The organism is Flagellimonas olearia, from assembly GCF_009184425.1.
Taxonomy (GTDB): Bacteria; Bacteroidota; Bacteroidia; order Flavobacteriales; family Flavobacteriaceae; genus Flagellimonas; species Flagellimonas olearia.
The window spans coordinates 1713347-1737076 of sequence record NZ_WELG01000001.1 but is presented as its reverse complement, the minus strand read 5'-3'; the positions used below and the strand labels follow the sequence as shown (position 1 = coordinate 1737076).

Genomic DNA, 23730 nt, shown 5'->3' with positions numbered 1-23730 from the left:
CTAAAAAATTAATTTGAGCAGCGAATGTACGTTTAATTTATTGATAATTAGGGTTTTTGTTATTTTTTCTTAAAAAAAGATTATGCAGTGGGGTCCGGTGTCAACCTCAAATACGGCTTAACTTCTTCAACCCCACCCGAAAAGATTTGCTTTGCTTCTTCGGTGGGAATGGCCGGACTGACCACAACCTTTTCCCCATTTTTCCAGTTTGCGGGTGTGGCCACTTTATGGTTTGAGGTCAATTGTAGGGAGTCTACGACCCTTAAAAGCTCGTAGAAGTTCCGTCCCGTGGATGCAGGATAGGTCAAAATCAATTTTACCTTTTTGTCCGGGCCAATGATAAATACCGAACGAACGGTAAGCGTATCGTTTGCATTGGGGTGGATCATATCATATAGGTCGGACACTTTTTTGTCCTCATCGGCAATGATGGGGAAATTGACCACAGTGTTCTGTGTTTCGTTGATATCCTTGATCCATTCTTTGTGGGATTCGGCACCATCAACGCTCAATGCCATCATTTTTACGTTGCGTTTGTCAAATTCGCCCTTGAACTTGGCAGCTGTGCCCAGTTCTGTTGTGCATACCGGGGTAAAATCAGCGGGATGCGAAAAAAGAATGCCCCAACCATCACCAAGATAGTCGTAAAAGTTCAATGTGCCCTCGGAAGTTGCGGCAGTGAAATCAGGAGCGGTATCGCCCAATCGTAATGCGGCCATATATGTTTTGTTTTTAGATTAAAAAATAGTTGTCCTACAAAATTAGTAGATAATTTAATTGCATGTTTTTCATGGCGTTAAAAGTGTATTAAAATTGAGGTCGCTTCTGCGTTTTATGATTGAACGCTATCCTATTCTGTGGAAGAGTTCCTTATTTTTGGTATATGGAAAAAGAACAATTGGAGCAACTTCGTTACCCTATTGGGCATTATCAAATTCCCAATCCGATCACACAGCACCATTTGGATGAATGGATCACTGTTTTGGAGAATCTTCCCCAACGCTTGGCCGAAATGGTCCTGCCGCTTTCCGAGGATCAATTGGAAACTCCGTACAGGCCAGAGGGTTGGACCGTAAGGCAATTGGTACACCACATTGCGGACAGTCACCACCATAGCTACATCCGATTTAAGTGGGCGCTTACCGAAGATAACCCACTGATCAAACCGTATGATGAGAAGGCTTGGACAGCGTTGTTTGATTCCAAATCGGCTCCTATACAGATGTCATTGGACCATTTGAAGGTAGTACATGCCAAGTTGGTCTATCTGTTGAAAGGGCTGTCAGAAGAAGAACTTCAACGGAAGTTTACCCATCCGGATGGGAATGAAGAGACCACCCTAAAAGAGAATATTGGACGCTACGCATGGCACGGTAGTCACCATTTCGCCCATATCAAGAACCTTTTGGAACGAAAAGGGTGGTGATTTAAAGGGTTTTGGTCAAAATGTACATGGCTTTTTCAGAAGCTTTGGCTCCAGCCAAGGTAAGCTCGCTTTCTCGTTTTACCACAAATCCATTTTTCTGATAAAACTGAATGGGATTTCCCTTTTGCATGGTATCCAACCAGATCACTTTCTTTTTTAGCGCCAAGGCTTCCTGTTTAATCAGTTGAAGCACTTTTTTGCCCAGTCCCTTGCCGGAATGGGCTTTCAGTAGATAGATTTTTTCTGCTTTTAGGGAAATGTCATCAGAAAGCTCATCAATACCGCAATTCTTGACCAATTTTACAATTCCAGCGACTTCCTGTCCAACTTTTACAAGGTAGTGGGCCGCATTGGGGTCCTCTAACTCCTGCATTACGACAGATTTTTCAAGGCTATGGGCAATGTAGGGGGTTGGGTCCTCATTCTCCCACAAATGGAGATAATGCTCCCGATACGATTTTTGCCCAACCGAACAGTACGTGTCCAATCTGGCTAGATTTACAATTTCTAAAGTGACTTCCATGCTCATGGGTTATTTTCCCCTCCTTCAGGGCCATAAAAAAGTACCCAAGTGGCAAAATCATCAGTAAAGTTTTCAAATCGATGTTCGACCCCGGCAGGAACAAAAAGAAAATCACCTTGCGAAAAGGTAGTTCTTTCTCCATTGTTCAAAAACTCACCACTTCCCGAAATGACCACATATACTTCATCCCTGGAATGGGGTTGTTGAAGGTCCACCTTTTCCGGTTTATAGATCTCAACGGACAAGGTGCCATGCTCAAACAAGTTTATAAAAGGAACGTCCTGGGCTGATAATTGTTGGAGTGCTTCTTTGGGATTGAGCTTCATTTATTTCCATTTAATATTGCAGCCAATACTGGGTTTCTGATTGGAATCGACAGCGTTTCCGTTTAAAACGGCATCCATGGCATTGCGCAGGTCGCTACCGGTCAAGGGCAGGCCATTCCCTGGTCTTGAATCGTCCAGTTGTCCCCTGTAAACCAGCTCCAAATTTGCTTCGAACAGGTAAAAATCCGGGGTGCAGGCGGCATCATAGGCCTTGGCCACTTCTTGGGTCTCATCATAGAGATATGGAAAAGAATATTCCATTGCCTTGGCCTTCTCCTTCATAAGGTCAGGGGCATCTTGCGGATAATTGACCACATCATTACTGGAAATGGCGACAAAGCCAATTCCTTTGGCTTGGTATTCCTTTCCCAATTTGGATAGTTCTGGGTTTACATGGATCACAAAAGGACAATGATTGCAGATGAACATTACCACGGTTCCGTTCTTTCCCTTCAGTTTTTCCAAGGAAAGGGTCTCATTGGATACGGTGTCCAATAATTCAAATTCTGGGGCTTTGGTGCCCAATGCGAGCATGTTACTTGGGGTACGGGCCATATCTTTTTTTAGGGTTTAAAGGTATAAAATTCATGAGCTTTCTTCTAATGGAAAGAATCCTGTATATTGTGATGGTAACACCATTGTTTTGGAGCAAATCATAGATACGGTACACATCAATTTTGATGAGAAATCGCTTTGGACCTTGAACATTGCCTTGGCCTTGGTCATGTTTGGAGTGGCTTTGGAGATTACCCTTAATGATTTCAAACGCCTGTTACGGACCCCAAAACCGGTGATTGCAGGTGTTTTTTGTCAGTTTTTGGTGCTACCGGCCATCACCTTTGCCTTGGTTTGGATGGTGGAACCCATACCCAGTATGGCGTTGGGCATGTTTATGGTGGCGGCCTGCCCAGGGGGCAACGTGTCCAATTTCTTCACCCATTTTTCCAAAGGAAATGCAGCTTTGTCGGTCACTTTGACTGCTATTGCAACGCTATTGGCCATTTTTATGACCCCGGTCAATCTAAGTTTCTGGGGCGGAATGTATGGGCCAACGGCCTCCATTTTAAAGGAAGTTTCCATTTCTCCTTATGACATGGTGAAATTGGTGGCCCTTTTGTTGGGCATACCCTTGGTGTTGGGAATGTTGTTCAACCATTATGCCCCTCGTACCGCAAAGAAAATGGCAAGAGGATTTAAAATAGGCTCTTTGTTGTTCTTTGTGGTCTTGGTGTTTTTGGCCTTATATAGGAACATCGATGTTTTTATGGAGTATGTGCTCTACGTTTTTTGGCTGGTTGTAGTACATAATCTGGTGGCACTGTTGACCGGATTTTCCGTTGCGAAATCGTTGGGATTGTCCCAAGAGAACATCCGCTGCATCACCATAGAGACCGGTATCCAGAACTCAGGATTGGGACTGCTGTTGATTTTTACGTTTTTTGATGGCTTGGGAGGTATGGCCTTGTTGACCGCTTTTTGGGGAATTTGGCATCTCGTTTCCGGATTGGTGCTGGGAACGGTCTGGGGATATAGGCCCATTGAAAAAGAGGAACTGGTATAATGAGGCAATTGGCATATTCCATCCTTAAGCTTTGGGTTGCTGTAGGCTTGTTTTTCTATTATCGGAAAATCAAGATAGTGGGTAGGAGTACTATTCCTTTGGATAGGCCGGTGTTGTTTCTTTCCAACCATCAGAATGCACTTATGGATGTGCTCCTGATTGCGGTATATTGTGGCAGAAAGCCTTGGTTTTTGACCCGATCCGATGTTTTCAAGACCTCTTTTTTTAAGTCTTTTTTCAGTTTTTTGCAAATGATGCCGGTGTATCGGATAAGGGATGGTAAGTCCAGTGTTCCCAAAAATAAGGCGGTGTTTGAAAAATGCGGCCAATTGCTGGGAGCCAACCACACCATTGTGTTGTTTCCCGAAGCTAACCATAGTTTGCAAAGACGGGTAAGACCCCTTAGCAAAGGGTTTACCCGTATTGTTGAAGCCACTTTGGAACAAAACCCAAATTGGGATATCCAGTTGGTGCCCATTGGACAAAACTATGCCTATCCCCAACAAGCTGGGGATTCAGCGACCTTGGTTTTTGGGAATCCCATCTCTGTCCAAGACCATAAAACTGCTCCTGATTTTATTAACAGACTAAAAGAAGAAGTTCAGCAAGGTCTCATGCAATGTACTACCCATATCCCCAATACAGAGTATGATAGTGTAGTACAAAATCTGGGAGAAAATGGTGAGCAGTATCTTGACCCTGTAGCGGTAAATGTATTGATTGACCAAGGAGATCTTTCAATGGAGGTCGATGAAAAAAAGAACGTTGGGAACTCCCTTCGAAAGGTAATATTTACGTTATGGAACCTTCCATTTGTTTTGTTGTGGAGAAGTGTGTTGAAGCCCAAGGTTCCCGAAGCTGAATTTGAAGCTACGTTTCGTTTTGGTTTTGCGCTATTGGTCTATCCATTGGTCTATGGTATTTGTTTTGTGCTCCTATGGCATTTGTACCATGCAAAAACGGCATGCCTTTTTGTATTTGGGCATGCCGTGGTAAATCTTGTGCTTGTAAAAATGGGTATTACATCATCGGCCCAAAGAAAATAGCATTCATCAACAGTTTGTTGGTGCCATACCAGAAGGCCCTAAAATTGGTATTGTCCGTAAATAGTACAACCCTTCCTTTGCCCATTCGTTTGACTTTGAACGGAACACTGTTCCTGATGAGTTCGGCGTTTTCCTTTGAAATATAACCGCTTAGTAACGGGTTATTGGTATACTGGATGGGATTGTCATAGCTGTTCTTTTCCGGTTCCAAATAGATGTTGGTGTTTCGGAACAAGGCCAACCTATCATTTTTATATCCATAATTGATAGGATGTGAACGATCTAATTTGGCTTCAAAAATGGCACCACCCGTAACTTGGGCCCCTTGAAAATCCTCCTTTTGGTCAAAGGCAATGTTCTTGGCGACCAAGGTGTCCTTACGTAGAACAAGGTCCAGGAACTCATTGCTTTTAAACCAATTGGCCGTGTTTCGGTATCCAATAATGGTACCACCATTTTTCACCCATTCCTTGACCTTTTCGGCACCTTTTTTATCCAAAAGCGTACCACCTCCCCAACCGGTTCCCGTAAGGATCAAGGCAGTATAGGAATCAAGGTCGACACTGTTGAAGTAGCGGGTATCTATTTTGGTGATTTTCATATCGTACCGAGTATCAAATAAATGCCAGATTTCCCCGGCATCGTAAGAGCGGGTACCCTCACCTACCAATAAGGCTACTTTCTGTTGTTTCAAGGCTTCAAAATCATTGCTCCCCAAATCTATGCCTTGGGTAAGGCCCGTGGAAACCCCGCTGATATGGATGCCACTTTCTTGGGCTACGGTATTTAAAAAGGCGTACAGCTCATCGGTATCCAATTTTTGGTTCTGTACCGGAACCATGATGGAACCATAATCATACCGGGTGCCCTCCAAAGTAAATGGGGACTTGGCGGCCTTTGCCCGCAATCCTTTTTCCAATATTTTGTTCAGGGCTTTTGGAGTGTAATAGTCATGCCATTCAAATACATAGGCGTAGTTGCTTTTTTGACTGACACTCCCTACGGGACGTTTAAAATCGATTACTTCTGGCCCTGCATTGGACAGGGAGTTAAGTTCAGTATAATCCACATTGAAAGCCAATGGAAAGGTCCAGGCCGAAATGTCATAGAAGAGACTGTCCGTAAAAGTGGTTCGCTTCTCAAACATCGCCTTGATCAATCTTGGGTTTTTCTGGTTCATGGGAACCACATAACTATGCCCTTTTTTAAAAGCTTTTCCATTGATGGTGGCATCTGAGGCCAGTTCATGGAACTTTATTTTGTGTCTTTTAAGAATTTCTGCCAAATGCCAAGTTTTGGAAGCATCCTTGCTGTCCCCGAAAATCAGGGCCTTGGTTTTACTGCGAGAGGTTTCGTTGCGCATGTCGGCATAGAACCCTTGCTGGTAATCCAAAATCTTGGTTCGCATGTTTTGTGCGGCTTCTATGGTAGAGAGTGCTGTGGTAAACTGGTTTCGTATGGTAAAAGGAAAGGTCAGGAGGCCGTTGTCACTCTCCTGGATATGGCCCCGCGAACTACCTTGTTCAAAAAGAATCCCGATGCCGCCGTTCACATCAGGAAATGTGGAACCCTTGCCATAGTAGTAGTCGTCGTAATTTTCTTCGGAATAGTACAATGAACCAATTTTGTCCAAGGCCTTGGCATGATAGCTTCCAATTTCCTTGGTGAGTTCTTGGTTGATTTTCGGGGTCAATGGGTGTACCCGTGTTGGCTCCCCAGGTTGAAAGAAAAAGGTGGAGTTAGTGCCCATTTCATGGTGGTCGGTCAAAATATTGGGCAACCATTGGTGAAAGGTTTCAATTCGGGCCCTACTCTCCGGTAATTGTACAGGCAACCAGTCCCGGTTCATATCAAACCAATAGTGATTGGTGCGTCCACCAGGCCAAACCTCGTGGTACTCCCTCTCGTTGCTGTCCGGATTTAGGTTCTGACTCTTGTGGATATTGGCCCAATAGGCAAAGCGCTGTAGTCCATCTGGGTTGAAACTGGGATCCATAAGGATAATGGTGTTGTCCAAAAGGGATTCAATTTCTGGACCTTGGGCCGCAGCAAGGTAATAGGCGTAGGCCAATCCGGCATTGGCACCACTGGGTTCATTTCCATGGATGGAAAAGCCCTGATAGACCACAATGGGCATGTTGGCGGTGTCCGTATTGCCATTTCCTTCGGAAAGTGCTACATGTTGTTGGCGTATGGTTTCCAGATTTTGATGATTCTTTGGTGAAGTGACTGTAAGTAGTAGTAAAGGCCTTCCTTCAAAAGTGGTTCCCCGGTTTTCAATGCTAATCCGGTCGCTGGATGCAGCGAGTTGTTGCATGTAGAATACCAATTTATCATGGGTCACATGCCATTCCCCAACCTCATGGCCGATGATTTCGGCGGGTTTAGGGATGCTGCTATTGTACGAGATATTGTTGGGGAGATAATAGTCCAGTGTGACTTGTTGGGCACTTAGATTTAGGCCCATGATTATCGCCAGGAATAGGAAGTTGATTTTTTTCATGAGGTCATTTTGAATTAGTCGTTTGATAAAAATAAAAAAACGGCCTGCATTGGCAGGCCGTTTCTTCTTTTTTTAATAAGATGATGTTGTTAAATGTCATCAAAGCTCACATCGGTAAAACTCCCTGAAGCGGTTCCGTTTTCGCTGATGTCGTTTTCTTCTTTTTTGAAGTCTTTTTGATGACGCTCAGAAATTACTTCCTGACCTTTTTCGTCAATAATATAATCCATCATCTCTTCCATGATCTCCTTAAAAGCGGTAAAATCTTCCTTGTATAGGTAAATCTTGTGCTTTTTGTAGTGGAAAGAACCATCATCATGGGTAAACTTTTTACTTTCCGTAATGGTTAAGTAGTAATCGCCGGCCTTGGTGCTCCTTACATCAAAAAAGTAGGTTCTTCTCCCGGCCCGTAAGACTTTGGAATAAATCTCTTCCTGATCCATGATATCTTTCTCGCCCATGTGGTCTTGTGTTGTAATTAGTTTCTTATGTTGTATAATTCTACCAAAAATGTAAAAAAAAAGCTAATTCAGCAACTTTTTTATTATTCTTTCCCTGAAAGCTGATTGATATAGAGTTCTTTATAATATCCATCAACATTGTTCAACTGGTCATGAGTGCCCTCTTGAATGATTTTACCGTTTTCAAGGACAATGATCTTGTCTGCATTTTTGGCGGAAGACACCCTGTGGCTTACAATTAAAGTGGTCTTGTTCTGGGATGCATGCTTAAGATTGTTCAGGATTTCTTCCTCGGTTTCGGTGTCCACGGCGGATAAACAATCATCAAAAAGATAGATTTTAGGGTCTTTGAGCAATGCCCGCGCAATGGAGACCCGCTGTTTCTGTCCTCCACTTAGGGTGATGCCCCGCTCTCCTAAAATGGTGTCGTATTTTTTGGCAAACCCTTGAATGTTGTCATGGACAACGGCTTTTTTGGCTACGGCCACAATTTCATCAAATGAGGCATTCTCATCGCCAAATCGGATGTTGTTCTCAATGGTGTCCGAAAAGAGGAAAGCATCTTGTGGTACCGCGCCGATGGAACTCCGTAGACTGTTCAGATTGAGTTTTTGAACGGGAATACCATCCACCAAAACCTCTCCTGAAGTGGTATCGTACAGGCGGGCCACTAAATCCAGGATAGTAGATTTTCCAGACCCGGTTTTTCCCAAAAAGGCCACGGTCTCCCCAGCCTTAATTTTAAAGGATACGTTATCCAAGGCAGTAATGTTGGTGTCGTCATAGGTAAAGGACACATTCTTGAATTCAATATCCCCTTTGATGGGTGTGGGTTCTGCTACCTCATTGATAATGGTGGGTTGAATCGTTAAAAACTCATTGATTCGTTTTTGGGACGCTTCGGCCCTTTGGATGATGGAGGTAAGCCATCCCACAATGGCCACGGGCCAAGTGAGCATGTTCACGTATAGAATGAACTCCGCAATGATTCCGAAGGACTCTATTTTTCCATCAATATATTGCATGCCCCCCACGTAGATGACAATGGTATTGCTGATTCCGATAAGGAGTACCATCAAAGGAAAAAACCAAGCGTTTACCTTGGCCAACGCCATGCTGGTATCCTTGCCTTCCGTGGCCAGGTTCCTGAGCTCTTGGTTGATCCGTGGTTCTATGCTGTAGGCTTTGATGACCGAAACCCCTGAGAAAGACTCTTGGGTAAAAGTGGACAGGGTGGACAGGAATTCCTGGACCTTGGTACTTCTCTTATGGATGATTTTACTGATCTGATAGATCAAGACCGATAAAACCGGAAGGGGCAACAAGGTATAGGCCGCCAAGGTCGGTGCCTTTATGAACATCAATGGGATCAAACAGGCAAAAAGCGTAAGGGTCTGGATACCGTACATAATGGCCGGTCCTCCGTACATACGCACTTGGTTGACATCTTCACTGATACGGTTCATGAGGTCCCCTACACGGTTCTTCTTATAAAAATCAAGGTTTAGGATTTGATAGTGGTCAAAAACCTCGTTCTTCAAATCATATTCAATATACCGGGATACGTTGATAATGGTCTGCCGCATCAAAAAAGTGAACAGTGCCGAAAGTAGGGCTGCGCCAACAACAATCAATATGTAATGGAACAAAGATTGTTTGGCTTCGGCAAGCGTAATGGTATTTCCCGTGTACTTTTCTACAATCTGGATGGAATTGTTCACGTAATGGGGTAGGACCAAAGAGAACAATCGGGCAACGATGGTGATCAAAACCCCCATCAATAGCTTAAACCAGTATTTTTTAAAGTATTTATTAAGGTGTTTCAGTTCCTTCATAGGAGGGAAGGTAGTTTTTTAGTAGGTCTGATGATTGACAATCGAACAAAGATATACCATTGATCCAAAAATAAATGTTATAAAACTGATAAGAAAACAACTTTGGTAGGCCACATCGAAATATAAGGTTATTTTTGCGCAGTGAAAGCCAATCAATGACTTTAAAAGTTCTTTAAAAATGCTTACTAGAAGGCATATCAGAGTAAAAGTGATGCAGTGCATCTATGCACTGGTCCAATCCAAGGACGATTCCTTGCAGAAACAGGAGAAATTCCTAAGAGTGAGCATTGAAAATATGTACGTGCTCTATTTGTTGGTACTGAGCCTCTTGGCCGAACTGCAGCATCTGGCCGCCAAACATGCCAGTCATGCCACAAAAAAATACCTTGCCACCGAAGAAGATGGTTATCCTGATCGCGAAAAATTCGTGAAGAACCGGCTGTTGCTCCAGATTTCGGAGAATGAGCTCCTCAAAAGTGAACTTTCCAAAAGAAAACTGGACAACTGGTACTTAAACGATGAGTATGTGAAGATTCTGTACAAAGAGGTCGTGGCCAGCGATATCTATAAAGCGTACATGACCAATGGAAAGAACGATTATGAGGACGATAGGGAAGTAGTGCTTCAGCTTTTCAAGGAAATTATAGCCCCCAACGATAAGATCTATGAGTATTTTGAGGATGACAAACTCACTTGGGTGGACGATTTTCCCATAGTGAACACCTATTTGGCCAAACGCTTGCGCAAGGCCACTGAAACCTCAGGAGAACGTTATTTTATCCCCACGTTGCTCAAGGACCAACAGGATATGGTCTTTGCCAATGATTTGTTGACGAAGACCTTACTCCATGACGCCAAATGGGAAAAGGAAATTGAAGGGAAAACCCCCAATTGGGACAATGACCGTATTGCCGAAATAGATTTGATCATTCTTAAAATGGCCATCTGTGAGCTGCTCAATTTTCCATCCATTCCGGAGAAAGTGACGTTAAATGAGTATTTGGAAATTGCCAAGGAGTACTCCACGCCCAAGAGCAGTATCTTTATCAATGGGGTTTTGGACAAGTTGGCCAAGGAATACAAATCCGATGGAAGACTTCAAAAAATAGGTAGAGGACTACAATAAACAATATTTGAGTATTTTTGGAAAAACAAATTATTATCATGAAAAGAATAACAACAGTTTTTAGTTTGATCATGGCGGTTGCCGTGATGGGCGTTTCCTGCAAGGACAAGGCTTCCAACAAAATCGTTGCGGACAATGTGGAAAGCGCAACTTCAAGGGATGAAGCGCAAAAGCAACTTCCCGTGATGAGCTTTGAAAAGGCCGAGCACGATTTTGGTGCCATAGCCCAAGGCACTCCACAAGAGACTACATTCAAATTCACCAACACCGGTAATGCCCCTTTGATCATCACCGATGCAAAGAGTAGCTGTGGTTGTACCGTACCGGAATATCCAAAGAATGCACCTATTGCACCTGGAGAAACTGGCGAATTGTTGGTGAAATTCAATGGTTCTGGACAAAATCAGGTGACCAAAACCATTACTGTTACGGCCAACACAGAAAAAGGAACCGAGATCTTAAGAATCAAGGCCTTTGTTAATCCTAAGGAAGCAGCAGCAGCTGGTCCTGTTAAATAGATAAAATACCTTAATGGAAAGTTTAGGACAGTTTTTACCTCTGATATTGATTTTTGCCGTGGCGTATTTCTTTATGATTCGCCCTCAGATCAAGCGTCAGAAGGATGAGAAGAAGTTTACTTCGGAGTTGAAAAAAGGAGACCGCATCATCACCAAAAGCGGACTCCATGGCAAGATTGTGGAAATGAACGACAAGGATTTCTCTTGTGTCATTGAAACCATGGCTGGCCGTTTAAAGTTTGATCGTTCCGCCATTTCCATGGAAATGAGCAAAAAATTGAACGCTGCTTCGGACAAATAAAGGCTTCTAGAGCAACATAGTTTAAAACGTCCCCTGCAATTGAGTTTGCGGGGGACGTTTTTTTGTATCTTATTCAAAATTTGACAACATGGGCACTAGAAGACAATTCATTAGAAAAGGATCATTGTATACGGTCGGTATGGGAACCTCCTTGTTCTTTCCCACTGAAATCTTGGCTTCATTGAGAAGGACGGTGAGTCCCAATGACAAGATTCAAGTGGGACTTATCGGGTGCAACGGAATGGGTTTTGCCGACCTTACCTCCCTCTTGAAGAACAGCGAGGTGGAGGTGGTGGCCCTTTGTGATGTGGATGAAAATGTACTTCGGGCCAAGACCGCGGATTTGGAAAAGGCCAATATCAAAAAACCGAAGTGGTATACCGACTATCGGAAAATGTTGGACGATAAGGATATTGATATTGTCATCGTGGGAACCCCCGATCATTGGCATTGTCTTCAGTTGGTGGATGCGGTGGATGCCGGCAAGGATGTCTATTGCGAAAAGCCCATTGCCAATTCCATAGCCGAATGCGAAGCCATGCTGTCTGCCGTGGACACCAGTGATCGAATGGTACAGATAGGACAGTGGCAACGCAGTCAACCCCATTTTGTGGATGCCATAAACTATGTACATTCCGGAAAATTGGGGCAGATACGTTTGGTAAAGACCTGGGCGTACCAAGGGTGGATGAAATCCATTCCCCAAGTGCCCAACGGTCCCGCACCGGAAGGCGTGGATTATAAAATGTGGTTGGGCCCTGCACAGGACCGACCTTTCAATAAAAATCGGTTCCATTTCGATTTTAGATGGTTTTGGGACTACGCAGGAGGGTTGATGACCGATTGGGGCGTACACTTGATTGACTATGCCCTCTATGGTATGAAGGCCTCTACGCCCAAATCCGTGATGGCCATGGGTGGAAAGTTTGCCTATCCCAACGATGCCGCAGAGACTCCGGATACCCTACAGACCGTTTATGAGTTCGATGGGTTTTCACTCCTTTGGGAACATGCCAATGGCATTGATGGCGGAAACTATGGAAGAAACCATGGTATCGCCTTCATAGGCAACAATGGAACTTTAGTGTTGGACCGTGGAGGTTGGGAGGTAATCCCAGAGAAAAATCGCCCTAACTGGAGCGAGGATTTGGGTCCCAAAATAGCTGGAGTAGGCCTGCAAACGGTGAAAGCCAATGGTTTGGATCTGCATACAGTGAATTTCTTGGAAGCCATCAAGAAAAGGGACAAAAGCATTCTCAATGCCCCAATTAAAGTGGGGTATGATGCCGCCGTGGTCAGCCATATGGGCAATGTGGCCTATAAAACGGGAGAACGCTTGTTTTGGGATGCCCAAAAAGGTCAGTTCAACCATAAGGAAGCCGATGCATTGTTGACCAACGAATATCACAACGGCTGGAAAATGCCCAAAAAGTAAGCCTCCATCAATTTTATGAATACATATGTTACTTTCCGTTCCCAAGTAATAAGCTTGGGGCTTGTAGGCATGCTGATGCTGGGTTGTGCCACTTCAAAAAAGGAAGTTGTTCCCCAAATGAGGCAGGCACCTTCTCCCATGCAGGACCATATTCGGGAACACGCCCGATTGAAAAACGAAGAACCTCCGGGTACCAAGATGGTGTTGGAGGGTATATTATCCAAACCGGTGACGGTGTATATGCCTCCCGCTGCCAATGGAGTTCAAGAATTGGATTTGCTCATCCACTTTCATGGAGCGCCTTTTGTGGCCATGCAGGCCGTTCATAACTTGGAAAAGCCCATGGCCCTGGCCGTGGTGCAACAAGGTTCGGGTTCTTCGGTCTATGCAGCGCCCTTTGTCGATGTGGCGGTCTATCCCCGTTTGTTGAAGGCCATACAGGACAAGTTGGGTGTGGATAGGGTCGGAAAAGTGTATTTTAGCTCCTTTAGTGCCGGATATGGTGCCGTCCGTGAGTTGTTGAAAGCCCATGAAGCCAAAATAGATGGCATTTTACTCTTGGATGGGCTGCACACCGATTACATTCCCGATTCCACCCCTTTGGCCCAAGGAGGGCAATTGAATGCGGAAAAAATGAAAGGTTTCTTGGCTTTTGCCCAAAAAGCAGTCAAGGGTGAAAAGAAGATATTGATCACGCATTCCGAAATTTTTCCGGGAACCTATGCCAGTACTACCGAGACCGCGGATTGGTTGATCAACGAACTCGGATTACAACGAAACCCTATATTGGAATGGGGTCCCATGGGCATGCAGCAAGTATCCGAAACCCAAAAGGGCAATTTTGAGGTACGGGCGTTTGTGGGCAATACCGCCCCGGATCATGTGGATCATTTGCATGGGCTGACAGTTTTTTTGCAGATTATGGAGGAATAATCACTTCATTCTTTTTTGAAAAGTTTTTTGGGGTTTACATTTTCAAAAAAGTGTTCGTTGAACTGAATATTTTCACCCATTTTACCAATAAGCTTTTCTGCCAAATCATTTGGATTGAAATTGTCGTTCCCATTGGCTATTTTGGTAATTGATTTTTTTACATTTTCTGGACTTAATTCCAACTCCATTGTATCGACTCCGATTTCTCTTAACAGTTTGATATAGCCAAAATTCCCAGTATTGATATTCCAATTTTTCCACAAAAAGCGTAACTGATGCTTTAACCCATTTATCGACGTATTGACCCAAAGGTTTTTCTTGTCAATATCAATAATTAAAAGGCCAAAAAAGTCATCATTTCCTTCTCTTTTCAGTTTCCTGTTTTCCATCAGTTTTAATTTATCAATGACCAATTCCCCAATTAGCGCTATTTCTTCTTCGTGTCCGCCATTGACATATTTTACAGAATGCTTACCACTTTCTTTAATGATGATCAGACAAGAAAAATAGTCTTCATTATTAGAAAAATCGGACAATTTTTCTAATGAACCATATTCTAAATCTATTTTTTGCTTAGCTGTATATTGGATTGAAAGCTCATTCTCAATATCGAACATTTCATTATAGGCAAACTTGATGGTCCAACCAGTCCAAATACTTTTTAATTGATTTAAATACTCTTCACGGATTGATGTTTCAAATAGTACTTCTGTTTCCCAAAAGGTTAACCTTTTTTGGTCAAAATCCAATAAGACACAAGCTTCCATCCATGGCTCATTGAGTAATTCATTAGCCTTACTGAATTGTTGGACAAGCGTTGTGAATTTTCTTTCTCCCAACATTAAATCCTGGGCAATATTGATTGCTCTCCAGTGAGAGTAAAAAATATCAAGTCCACTTCCTCTTTTCAATATGTAATTTGCTCGATTGCCCATTTCATAGCAAGTAAAAACTGAATATAGTCTTCATGTTATTTAGTGAAGCACATCCCGTACAATAGTAAAGTTGGTAATAGGCTTTGGGTGCATCAGGGAAGAATTGACGGATGCCCTGTTTGAATTGATGTATGGGACTTTTTAGGGCTTGATCAGGAAGAAATATGGCTTTTTCTGATTATAAAAACTAGATGGTGCGCATTAAAGGGTCAGGTTGAGCCTTCTATTTTTTTGCTGAAATCTTAGAAAAGAACTTTAATATAAACCTCTTGGCAAGGTTGGGGTTAAAATAGTACGAATACCTTTTGGCCTCCATTTTTTTGAGAAAATTATAGATGTAGGGGTACTCATTGGTAATTTTATGTTTCCCGCCATGGGTTTGACGGAAGATACTTTTAACTTCATCAGTGCCTTTGATTAGCTCAAATCCATAGGTATTGAATAGATTGGTCAATGAAGTGAGGGTAAAATGGAATGTATGCGCATTTTGGAAATACCGCAAGGCATCCATTTTATAGTTTTTGGGAATATATTTTATTCCGGGAACCTCAATGTAAAAAAGGGTTTCAGCATGGCCTATTCTTTTTAAGGTCAACAATTCTGATTCCAAATCCAAAATATGTTCCATCACATGAGAATATATAACCACATCGGGAGTGAAGTCCGTTACATTATCTAAAGATCCATATTGTAGATTCAGCCCAAAATGACTTCTTCCATAGTCAATATATTCTTTACCCAAATCTACTCCCAAAATCGTACATTTTTGTTGTTTGAAATAGTGAAGAATGCCCCCGGCGCCACAACCTACCTCTAAAACCTTTAAACCAATAAAATCCTTATCGCGAAAGGTTGATTGGATGAAATCAAAGATTTGTCGCCCTTGCTCGTACTGTTTTTGAAAGAAGTTGGCAGTTGCGGTATGGGTACCACCGTATAACCTTCGATATTCGGAGTTGTAAAAATCAGTGTAAGACCTTTGGGTCATCCAGGGGTTCGTATAGATCAAACCGCATGTTTTGCACATCACGACCATGAATTCCAATCCATATCGGTCCTTTTCAGACAGAACTTCTGTATCTGATACCTTGCAGATGGGGCAGGGGCAATTTTCGAAGGTATAGTGCCCATTCAGGATTTTTGCCTCAATATCCTGTATTGCCTCTACTTGAATGGCCTTTAGTTTTATCAAAGGCTTTCTGTCATTCCTGAACCTATTGGATATCATATGGCCGGATGTTAAAACAAGCGTTGTGCCCACTGCTGGAACTGGACATCGTCTTCAATGTTGATTTAGCATTTGATTACTGAAACCTGTTCAGTTCAAATAGTGAAGTTGGGAAATTGGGTTGGGTGCATCAGGGAAGAATTGACGGATGCCCCGTTTGGGTTGACGGATGGGGTTATTTAACGGTAGCCATCGTGTAGGCCCACCCCTTTTTGGATCAAGGGGAGTATTTTTTCCAGCCGTCTAAGCTTGGTCTGCTCCTGTTTGGCCTCCGAGATATATTCGCAAAACTCTTTTTGCTTGTAGGGAGTAAAATTTTTAAAAGCGGTTTGCAGGTCTTTGCTTTCCTTTAATTTTTCTTGAAGCAGTGCCGGGATGGTCACTTTTGAAGTTTTCTCCGCTTTGACCTCCAAGCCCTTTTTCTGGTTTTCAATGGCTTCGTTCATATAGGCAAGAACACCCTTTTTATCAATTGTGTCCGATGTGGGGAACTTCCAGTGCCGCATGCCCTTGGTTTTTCCTTTTTGGGCATTTTCCAATACCTTTTTGGGGTCTTTCAGGAACACTCCGTTAAAGAACCAGACCCCAAAATGGTTTTTGAACTTGCAGATGCCAAATACATTTTTGCCTTGGATGGTATACACGGGGAAACTCCATTTAAAATCTTCCTCACATTCCGTTTGTTGGGCCAGTTTTCGGAGTTGGGCAATACCTTCCTTGAACGGATGGTCGTTATCGTAATAGGCTTTTATTTTTCCGGATTTTTCCATGTCATTTGATCTGACTGGCCGTAAGTTCGCAAATTTTCACGATTACCTTAACGGCCTTTTCCATACTTTCCAAAGGAACATATTCATATTTTCCATGAAAATTGTGTCCCCCTGCAAAAATATTGGGACAGGGCAGCCCCATAAAACTCAGCTGGGATCCATCCGTTCCGCCCCTAATGGGTTTTATGATAGGTTCAATACCCAAAGACTCCATGGCCTCTTGGGCAATCTCCACAATATGGAATACTGGCTCTACCTTTTCGCGCATGTTGCGGTATTGGTCTTCGATTTCCACCGTGATGCAATCCCCGTGTTTTTGGGTGAGCTTGTCCGCAATACTGGTCAACAGTTCTTTTCTGGCCTGAAAATGTATGGCATCGTGATCGCGGATGATCATATCGATTTGGGCATTCTCTATTTCCCCCTTGATTTTATGCACATGGAAAAAGCCTTCCATGCCCGTGGTATGTTCGGGTACTTCCCGTGGAGGGAGAAGGCTTAAAAATTCGTTGGCAATGGCAATGGCGTTGACCATCTTGTTCTTGGCATAGCCAGGGTGGACACTTTTTCCTTTGACAATGATCTTGGCACTGGCCGCATTGAAGTTTTCATACTCCAGCTCGCCCACTTGGCTGCCGTCCATGGTATAGGCCCAGTCAGCTCCGAATTTTTTCACATCGAACTTATGGGCACCCCTGCCTATTTCCTCATCTGGGGTAAAGGCCACGCGTATTTTTCCGTGTTTGATCTCAGGATGTTGGGCCAAATATTCCATTGCCGTGATAATCTCGGCGATGCCCGCCTTGTCATCGGCACCCAATAAAGTATTTCCATCCGTAGTGATCAAGGTTTGTCCTTGGTATTGCAATAGATCTTCAAAATAGTCAGGGGAAAGCACAATGCCCTTTGTTTTGTTCAGGACAATATCCTTGCCGTCATAATCCTTTACAAGTTGTGGTTTTACATTCTTTCCCGAGAAATCTGGAGAAGTGTCCATATGCGAGATAAAACCTATGGTGGGTACTTTTTTGTCCGTATTGGCCGGCAAGGTTGCCATGATGTAGGCATTTTCATCAATGGAAACCTCCTGCAAACCAATTTGGTGCAGCTCCAGAACCAATTTTTTGGCCAAAGTCCATTGTTTTTCGGTACTTGGTGTGGTTTTGGAATAGGGGTCGCTTTGAGTGTCGGTGGTTACATAATCCAGAAATCGGGACAAAAGTTTTTCCATGCTGTGCTTTTCATCAAAAATAATGGTTATTCAATCGTGATATTAAGAAAGTGAGACTTAAAAAAGTATCTTTTCACCTACTTTTTAAAATCAACCTAAATTGAAGGGAGCTGTTCTGTTCATTTTCCTATTGTCGATGTTTCTTGGGTCGGCCCAGGAGGAGTGTGCTTTGGGGGTGGGGGGTATGGATGATGAGACCATCGCGGAAGTGTTTCAATTGAATGAAGAGCAAAAGGAAAGCCTTAAGAATTGGAGTGCAGAGTTGAAAATTCGAAATGAAATCCTCAGAAACCGGGCCGAATTTCTTCTAAAGCAGCATGAAGAAAGCCCGCCTGAAGTGTTGATGACCGTTTCCCGCGAATACAAAACCATTATGGACAGTATGAAGCTGAACATCCGGATGATGGATAAAAGGCTACTGTCAATTTTCAATCCAAAGCAATACGGTTTTTATGTGAAATTGTGCGATCAGCTTACCCTGCGCCCTATCCATGTAAATAAGTCGGTTGACGAAAAATAAATGATATGGTGTGTTCTGTTTTAAGAGTTTTTATTTTTGTTGAAAATCTGTTGAATGTATAAAATCCTCATCCGCCCAATTCTGTTTTTGTTTGATCCGGAAGCAGTGCACCACTTCTCTTTTTGGGCTATAAAATTGTTTTCGAAATTGGGACTGGGACCTTTGTTCAGAAGTATTTTTGAAGTAAGGAATTCCAAATTGGAACGGGAGGTTTTTGGAATAAAATTTAAGAACCCTGTTGGCTTGGCCGCAGGTTTTGACAAGGATGCCAAGCTCTACAATGAATTTTCCGATTTTGGATTTGGTTTTGTGGAAATAGGTACGCTTACCCCCAAACCCCAACCTGGAAATCCCAAGAAAAGATTGTTCCGGTTGCGGCAGGACAAGGCCATCATTAATCGTATGGGGTTCAACAATAACGGTGTTTTTGAAGCGGTGGAACAACTCAAGAAAAAGCACAGGGTAATTGTTGGAGGTAACATTGGCAAGAACAAGGTCACGCACAATGACCAAGCTATTAAGGACTATCTCATCTGTTTTGAGGCCCTATTTGACCATGTGGATTATTTTGTGGTCAATGTGAGTTCTCCCAATACACCCGGTTTACGGGAGCTTCAGGATAAGGAACCTTTGACTAATCTTTTGAAAAAACTTAAAAAGCAGAACGGTAAGCAGGCCAAAAAATCCAATCTAAAGGAGAAGCCCATCCTTTTAAAGATTGCCCCGGACTTGACCAATGACCAGCTTTTGGATATTATCAGCATTGTCAAGACCACTGAAATTGATGGGGTCATTGCGACCAATACCACTATTTCCAGAGCGGGTCTAAAATCCCATCTTATTCTTTCCGAAGAGAAGGGTGGGCTTAGTGGTAAACCATTGACCCAAAGAAGTACCGAGGTCATTCGGTTTTTAGCGGAAAAGAGCAACAAGGCATTTCCCATTATTGGGGTGGGGGGTATACATTCTCCTGAAGATGCCCTTGAAAAACTGGATGCCGGCGCCGACTTGGTCCAGTTGTACACGGGGTTTATTTATGAAGGTCCTGCCCTGATCAAAAAAATCAACAAGGCCATTTTGGCCCGCACATCCTAGTACAAGATGCCCTATTTGATACTAATGAGCCCTGAGTCCGTGAATTATTCCGTTCTTATTGGTTTTTTGGTGTCTTCGGCGGCTTTGGCCATTTCCCCTGGACCGGACAATATATTTGTGCTGACCCAAAGCATATCCAATGGTGTCAAGGCTGGACTGGCCACTGTGGTGGGCTTGGTGAGCGGATGTTTGGTGCATACCACTTTGCTGGCTTTTGGCGTGTCAGAGGTCATAAAGCGAAGTGATAGCCTCTTTTTGGGCATTAAGTTGTTTGGTGCGGCTTATTTGGTGTATTTGGCCATAAAGGTCTACAGAAGTGACGCTTCCATTCTATTGGATAAGGAAAAGCAACCCTCCCAAGGAACTTTTAAGCTGTTCAAGACCGGTTTTGCCATGAATGTGTTCAATCCCAAGGTCACTATTTTCTTTTTGGCATTTTTCCCAGGATTTCTGTTCAGTGAAACATTGGGAACCGTGATGCAGTTTTATGTGCTAGGCCTGCTTTTCATGTTGGTGGCCTTCATTATTTTTGGAACCATTGCCGTATTGGCAGGAAACATTTCAACCTATTTAATGCGCCACCCCAAGGCAGGGATTTACCTGAAATGGGTTCAGATTGTAGTTTTTTTGGGAATCGCCATTTATCTATTGCTATCGGATAAATAGTGGTAATTTTACAGGCAACCTATGTCAAAGATCAAGCTCATAGAATGTCCAAGGGATGCCATGCAGGGCATCAAATCCTTTATCCCCACCGAGGAGAAAGCAAGGTATATCCAATCGCTTTTGGGTTGTGGTTTTGACACCTTGGATTTTGGCAGCTTTGTCTCGCCCAAGGCCATTCCGCAAATGCAGGATACTGCAGAGGTTTTGGCGCGGTTGGACCTTTCCAAGACCAAGACCAAGCTCCTGGCCATTGTGGCCAATATTAGAGGCGCTGAAGATGCTTGTAAGCATGGGGCCATAAGGTATTTGGGGTTTCCTTTTTCAATTTCCGAGAACTTTCAAATGCGAAATACCCATAAGACCATAGCACAATCGGTAGATACCCTAAAGGGTATTCTGGAGTTGGCCAATGCCCACGATAAAGAAGTGGTGACCTATATTTCCATGGGGTTTGGAAATCCGTATGGTGATCCATGGGATGTTGAGGTAGTAGGGGAATGGACCGAAAGATTGGCCGAGATGGGCACTAAAATTTTATCGCTTTCAGACACCATTGGAAGTTCCACACCCGAAACCATATCCTATTTATTTTCCAATCTTATTCCTAAATATCCCGACATTGAATTTGGGGCACATTTGCACACCACCCCGACCAAGTGGCACGAAAAAGTGGATGCTGCTTACAAGGCAGGATGCAGACGATTTGATGGCGCGGTGCAGGGCTTTGGAGGTTGCCCCATGGCCAAGGATGAGCTCACCGGAAATATGCCCACCGAGAAAATGCTTTCCTATTTTACTGCGGAAAAAGCCAATACCGGTGTAAACTGGATGGTCTTTGAAGCAGCTTACAACAAAGCGACCGAACTTTTCTCCGCCTACCATTGAGGTATTCAACGTAATGGCTCCCAAACGTTACATCTTTAATTTTATTTAAACTAAGTCTAATTAAATTTGGCTGCTTCGTAGTGTAGAAATATATTTGCCGCGCAATTATTAAAACACCATGAAAAAAACAACAATTCTATTTGCTTTACTATGTGCGTCATTCTCGTTCGCACAGACCAAAACCGACTCTATCCAGCTGGATCCTCAGAAACAGATCAACGCCGCACAGCGTTTACTTTCAGGGAATTATGCTTCTGCAGTAACTGTAGGGGCCTATGGTGAAATGTTGTACAACCAACCCGAAGGGGATAACGGGGAACTGGATGTGCAACGTTTGGTACTCCTTTTTGGATATCGCTTTGACGACCGTACCCAATTTGTTACGGAAGTGGAATTTGAGCATGTTGAAGAGGTCTATGTAGAACAGGCTTTTGTGAACTATAATGCAGCCCCCAACCTTAACATCCGAGGAGGTTTAATGTTGGTGCCCATGGGAATTATCAACGAATTCCATGAACCCACCACGTTTAATGGAACCGAGCGCCCTGGTTTGGACAATTCCATTGTTCCTACCACTTGGCGTGAGCTTGGGGTAGGGGTGACCGGAAGGTTCAACTCCATTTCCTTGGGATATCAGGCCTATCTTTTTAATGGGTTTAAATCTGCCGAAGCCGATGGTGAAGGCGGTGTTGCCGGAAAGTTGAGCGGTTCCAGTGGTCTTCGTGGAGGAAGACAAAAGGGAATCCAATCCACCATTGATAGCCCCAACCTATCCACCAAGTTGGATTACTACGGCATTCCCGGACTGCGTTTGGGCTTTTCAACCTATTTTGGACGTACCCAAGCCGATGATGATGTAGAGGAATTTGATGGCGCTGATATTGGCATCGCCATGTTTGGATTGGATGCCCGTTATGCGTATCAAAACTTTACGGCTAGGGGGCAATTCATCCATGCTTCTTTATCCGATACCGATGCCTACAACGATTTGACCGGAAGTAATCTGGGAAGTGCCTTGCAGGGTTGGTATTTGGAAGGAGCTTATAATGTCCTTCCTGCCGGAAATAGACAAAAGCTTTTTGCTTTTGCCCGTTACGAGATGTACAATACCCATGCGGATACCGAAGGTGGTTTGACAAAAAATGAAGCCTATGACCGGACCGATGTAACCACGGGATTGACCTACCACATCGCACCAGGGGTGGTGGTCAAAGGCGACTATCAGTTCCGAAGCAATGCCGCTGACAACTCAGATGTGCAAGACCGTTTGAACTTCGGAATAGGAGTTTGGTTCTAAAAAAATATGGATGGGGGCGGACGTAATATTCCGCCCTATTTTTATTCATAATGAGTCTAAATTAATATATTTGTGGGATGAAATCGGCAAAACCCTATGTAGCTATTCCCCTTATTTTGATGCTCCTTGCATTCACAGCTCCCAAGGAGGTGAACAAAAGAGTGCTGAAAGAAGTGGAAAAGACCTTTGAGGTGGCAGATTTTGCCATGCAGCCCATTAGTATTTCTGCGGATGTAAATGCACAGCTGCCTACCAAAATTTCAGGAGAAAACTTGTATCGAATCACTGCTGGAAACTCAACTTTGGGGTATGCGTTTTTCGACCAGGCCCCAAGCAAAACAGCAAATTTTGATTATTTGGTGCTATTTGATGATGCCGTAAAAGTCATCAATACAAAAGTATTGGTGTACCGGGAAGAATACGGAGGGGAAATTGGGAGTAAAAGATGGTTGAAGCAATTTTTGGGGAAGACAGGTGGGGATCGTGTGAGTCCTGAGTCCAACATCGATGCCATTTCCGGTGCGACCATTTCGGTAAATTCCATGACCCGATCCATGGACAACCTGCTCCAGACCATCGGAATACTTCAGGATAAAGGACATTTATAATGATATATAACGGTTTATTGTCCACTTTTCCCAAAGAAATCCGCCTGTTCATAGGTGTTTTTGTGATTATACTTTCCATAGGGTTCTTTACAGGATTGCTTTTTATCAAGGAAACCGATTCCACATCGCCCGCAGGCATTGAGGAAAATTATCTGGGCAATGAAGAAGATGAAGAAGCAACTGTGATGAAGTTCAAGAAGGGAGACCGGGAAATGCTCACCATTGTCCACACGCATATTTTGTCCATGTCCATGATTTTCTTTTTGTTGGGCGGATTGGTATGGCTGACCCACTTGCCTAAAAAATGGAAGCTTTTTTTGACCATCGAACCTTTTCTGTCCGTGATTTTGACCTTTGGAGGAATTTATCTCATGTGGAAGGGTATACCTTGGTTTAAATATGTGGTTATTTTCTCCGGTATATTGATGACCTTTACCTTTACCTGTTCTGCAGCAGTGGTCTTGTGGCAGTGTGCCAGACCCTCCCAAAAACGATAAGCTT

Annotated in this window: 26 protein-coding genes; 15 read left to right on the top strand and 11 right to left on the bottom strand. The window is 43.5% G+C overall.

All coding sequences use genetic code 11. From position 1 onward, the window contains the following. Positions 1 to 80 precede the first annotated feature (80 nt). Positions 81 to 719 (bottom strand): peroxiredoxin, encoded by a 639-nt coding sequence (locus F8C76_RS07565; RefSeq protein ID WP_152131143.1) that lies wholly within the window; start codon positions 717 to 719, stop codon positions 81 to 83. 164 nt (positions 720 to 883) lie between these two features. Between F8C76_RS07565 and F8C76_RS07560 the strand changes: the two genes are divergently transcribed. After that, positions 884 to 1426: a YfiT family bacillithiol transferase gene (locus F8C76_RS07560; protein ID WP_152131142.1), complete on the top strand. Its 543-nt coding sequence runs from the start codon at positions 884 to 886 to the stop codon at positions 1424 to 1426. 1 nt (position 1427) lies between these two features. On the opposite strand, the gene F8C76_RS07555 is transcribed toward F8C76_RS07560, so the two are convergent. Genes F8C76_RS07555 through F8C76_RS07545 form a run of 3 tightly spaced genes read right to left on the bottom strand, consistent with a single transcriptional unit; the run spans position 1428 to position 2830 of the window. Next, a complete protein-coding gene (locus F8C76_RS07555; protein WP_170283997.1) occupies positions 1428 to 1949 on the bottom strand; it encodes a GNAT family N-acetyltransferase in 522 nt (173 codons plus the stop codon). Between the two features lie 2 nt (positions 1950 to 1951). Further along, a complete protein-coding gene (locus F8C76_RS07550; RefSeq protein WP_152131140.1) occupies positions 1952 to 2275 on the bottom strand; it encodes a cupin domain-containing protein in 324 nt (107 codons plus the stop codon). Further along, on the bottom strand, positions 2276 to 2830 hold the full coding sequence (locus tag F8C76_RS07545; RefSeq protein ID WP_152131139.1) for a thioredoxin family protein: 555 nt from the start codon (positions 2828 to 2830) through the stop codon (positions 2276 to 2278). 88 nt (positions 2831 to 2918) lie between these two features. Here F8C76_RS07545 and F8C76_RS07540 point away from each other — a divergent pair, with 88 nt between their 5' ends. Continuing rightward, on the top strand, positions 2919 to 3836 hold the full coding sequence (locus tag F8C76_RS07540; protein ID WP_170283996.1) for a bile acid:sodium symporter family protein: 918 nt from the start codon (positions 2919 to 2921) through the stop codon (positions 3834 to 3836). Then, positions 3836 to 4882 carry a 1-acyl-sn-glycerol-3-phosphate acyltransferase gene (locus F8C76_RS07535; protein WP_152131138.1) on the top strand — a complete coding sequence of 349 codons (1047 nt, stop codon included), beginning with the start codon at positions 3836 to 3838 and terminating at the stop codon, positions 4880 to 4882. Before F8C76_RS07540 ends, F8C76_RS07535 begins: the two co-directional genes overlap by 1 nt. On the opposite strand, the gene F8C76_RS07530 is transcribed toward F8C76_RS07535, so the two are convergent. The 3 genes from F8C76_RS07530 to F8C76_RS07520 all read right to left on the bottom strand — a co-directional run bounded on the left by F8C76_RS07530 (position 4857) and on the right by F8C76_RS07520 (position 9681). Then, positions 4857 to 7385, bottom strand: a complete 2529-nt coding sequence (locus tag F8C76_RS07530; protein WP_152131137.1) for a M14 family zinc carboxypeptidase — start codon at positions 7383 to 7385, stop codon at positions 4857 to 4859. The genes F8C76_RS07535 and F8C76_RS07530 overlap by 26 nt on opposite strands. An 89-nt stretch (positions 7386 to 7474) precedes the next feature. Continuing rightward, positions 7475 to 7846, bottom strand: coding sequence for a PUR family DNA/RNA-binding protein (locus F8C76_RS07525; protein WP_129652987.1), 372 nt, complete (start codon positions 7844 to 7846; stop codon positions 7475 to 7477). A gap of 83 nt (positions 7847 to 7929) precedes the next feature. Continuing rightward, entirely contained in the window at positions 7930 to 9681 is a 1752-nt protein-coding gene (locus F8C76_RS07520) for an ABC transporter ATP-binding protein (protein ID WP_152131136.1), read from the bottom strand. A 178-nt stretch (positions 9682 to 9859) separates the two neighbouring features. Here F8C76_RS07520 and nusB point away from each other — a divergent pair, with 178 nt between their 5' ends. The 5 genes from nusB to F8C76_RS07495 all read left to right on the top strand — a co-directional run bounded on the left by nusB (position 9860) and on the right by F8C76_RS07495 (position 13994). Next, complete coding sequence (nusB, locus tag F8C76_RS07515; protein WP_152131135.1) at positions 9860 to 10807, top strand: transcription antitermination factor NusB; 948 nt, start codon at positions 9860 to 9862, stop codon at positions 10805 to 10807. Positions 10808 to 10845: 38 nt separating this feature from the next. Continuing rightward, positions 10846 to 11325: a DUF1573 domain-containing protein gene (locus F8C76_RS07510; protein ID WP_129652984.1), complete on the top strand. Its 480-nt coding sequence runs from the start codon at positions 10846 to 10848 to the stop codon at positions 11323 to 11325. A gap of 13 nt (positions 11326 to 11338) precedes the next feature. Then, complete coding sequence (gene yajC / locus F8C76_RS07505) at positions 11339 to 11626, top strand: preprotein translocase subunit YajC (protein WP_116218275.1); 288 nt, start codon at positions 11339 to 11341, stop codon at positions 11624 to 11626. Positions 11627 to 11714: 88 nt separating this feature from the next. Continuing rightward, entirely contained in the window at positions 11715 to 13061 is a 1347-nt protein-coding gene (locus F8C76_RS07500; protein WP_152131134.1) for a Gfo/Idh/MocA family protein, read from the top strand. A 15-nt stretch (positions 13062 to 13076) separates the two neighbouring features. Then, a complete protein-coding gene (locus tag F8C76_RS07495) occupies positions 13077 to 13994 on the top strand; it encodes a hypothetical protein (protein ID WP_152131133.1) in 918 nt (305 codons plus the stop codon). A 5-nt stretch (positions 13995 to 13999) separates the two neighbouring features. Here F8C76_RS07495 and F8C76_RS07490 read toward each other — a convergent pair whose 3' ends face one another. The 4 genes from F8C76_RS07490 to pepT all read right to left on the bottom strand — a co-directional run bounded on the left by F8C76_RS07490 (position 14000) and on the right by pepT (position 18158). After that, the gene (locus tag F8C76_RS07490) at positions 14000 to 14929 is read right to left on the bottom strand and encodes a hypothetical protein (protein ID WP_170283995.1); all 930 of its coding nucleotides are present in this window, start codon (positions 14927 to 14929) and stop codon (positions 14000 to 14002) included. A gap of 223 nt (positions 14930 to 15152) precedes the next feature. Continuing rightward, a complete protein-coding gene (locus F8C76_RS07485) occupies positions 15153 to 16157 on the bottom strand; it encodes a class I SAM-dependent methyltransferase (RefSeq protein WP_152131131.1) in 1005 nt (334 codons plus the stop codon). A gap of 179 nt (positions 16158 to 16336) precedes the next feature. Continuing rightward, a complete protein-coding gene (locus F8C76_RS07480) occupies positions 16337 to 16927 on the bottom strand; it encodes a YdeI/OmpD-associated family protein (RefSeq protein ID WP_152131130.1) in 591 nt (196 codons plus the stop codon). 1 nt (position 16928) lies between these two features. After that, positions 16929 to 18158: a peptidase T gene (pepT, locus tag F8C76_RS07475; protein ID WP_152131129.1), complete on the bottom strand. Its 1230-nt coding sequence runs from the start codon at positions 18156 to 18158 to the stop codon at positions 16929 to 16931. A gap of 100 nt (positions 18159 to 18258) precedes the next feature. On the opposite strand from pepT, the gene F8C76_RS07470 reads away from it, so the two are divergent. The 7 genes from F8C76_RS07470 (at position 18259) to F8C76_RS07440 (ending at position 23726) form a co-directional block, all read left to right on the top strand. Beyond that, positions 18259 to 18678 carry a hypothetical protein gene (locus F8C76_RS07470; RefSeq protein ID WP_129652978.1) on the top strand — a complete coding sequence of 140 codons (420 nt, stop codon included), beginning with the start codon at positions 18259 to 18261 and terminating at the stop codon, positions 18676 to 18678. Positions 18679 to 18732: 54 nt separating this feature from the next. Further along, a complete protein-coding gene (locus F8C76_RS07465) occupies positions 18733 to 19773 on the top strand; it encodes a quinone-dependent dihydroorotate dehydrogenase (protein ID WP_152131128.1) in 1041 nt (346 codons plus the stop codon). Positions 19774 to 19779: 6 nt separating this feature from the next. Continuing rightward, positions 19780 to 20439, top strand: a complete 660-nt coding sequence (locus tag F8C76_RS07460) for a LysE family translocator (protein ID WP_249042372.1) — start codon at positions 19780 to 19782, stop codon at positions 20437 to 20439. Positions 20440 to 20460: 21 nt separating this feature from the next. Then, a complete protein-coding gene (locus F8C76_RS07455; RefSeq protein ID WP_152131127.1) occupies positions 20461 to 21324 on the top strand; it encodes a hydroxymethylglutaryl-CoA lyase in 864 nt (287 codons plus the stop codon). 118 nt (positions 21325 to 21442) lie between these two features. Then, complete coding sequence (locus F8C76_RS07450; RefSeq protein WP_152131126.1) at positions 21443 to 22621, top strand: putative porin; 1179 nt, start codon at positions 21443 to 21445, stop codon at positions 22619 to 22621. 77 nt (positions 22622 to 22698) lie between these two features. Further along, positions 22699 to 23229, top strand: coding sequence for an FMN-binding protein (locus F8C76_RS07445; protein WP_152131125.1), 531 nt, complete (start codon positions 22699 to 22701; stop codon positions 23227 to 23229). Continuing rightward, positions 23229 to 23726, top strand: coding sequence for an Aq_1264-related membrane protein (locus tag F8C76_RS07440; protein ID WP_152131124.1), 498 nt, complete (start codon positions 23229 to 23231; stop codon positions 23724 to 23726). The genes F8C76_RS07445 and F8C76_RS07440 overlap by 1 nt, the downstream gene beginning before the upstream one ends. Positions 23727 to 23730: the final 4 nt, after the last annotated feature.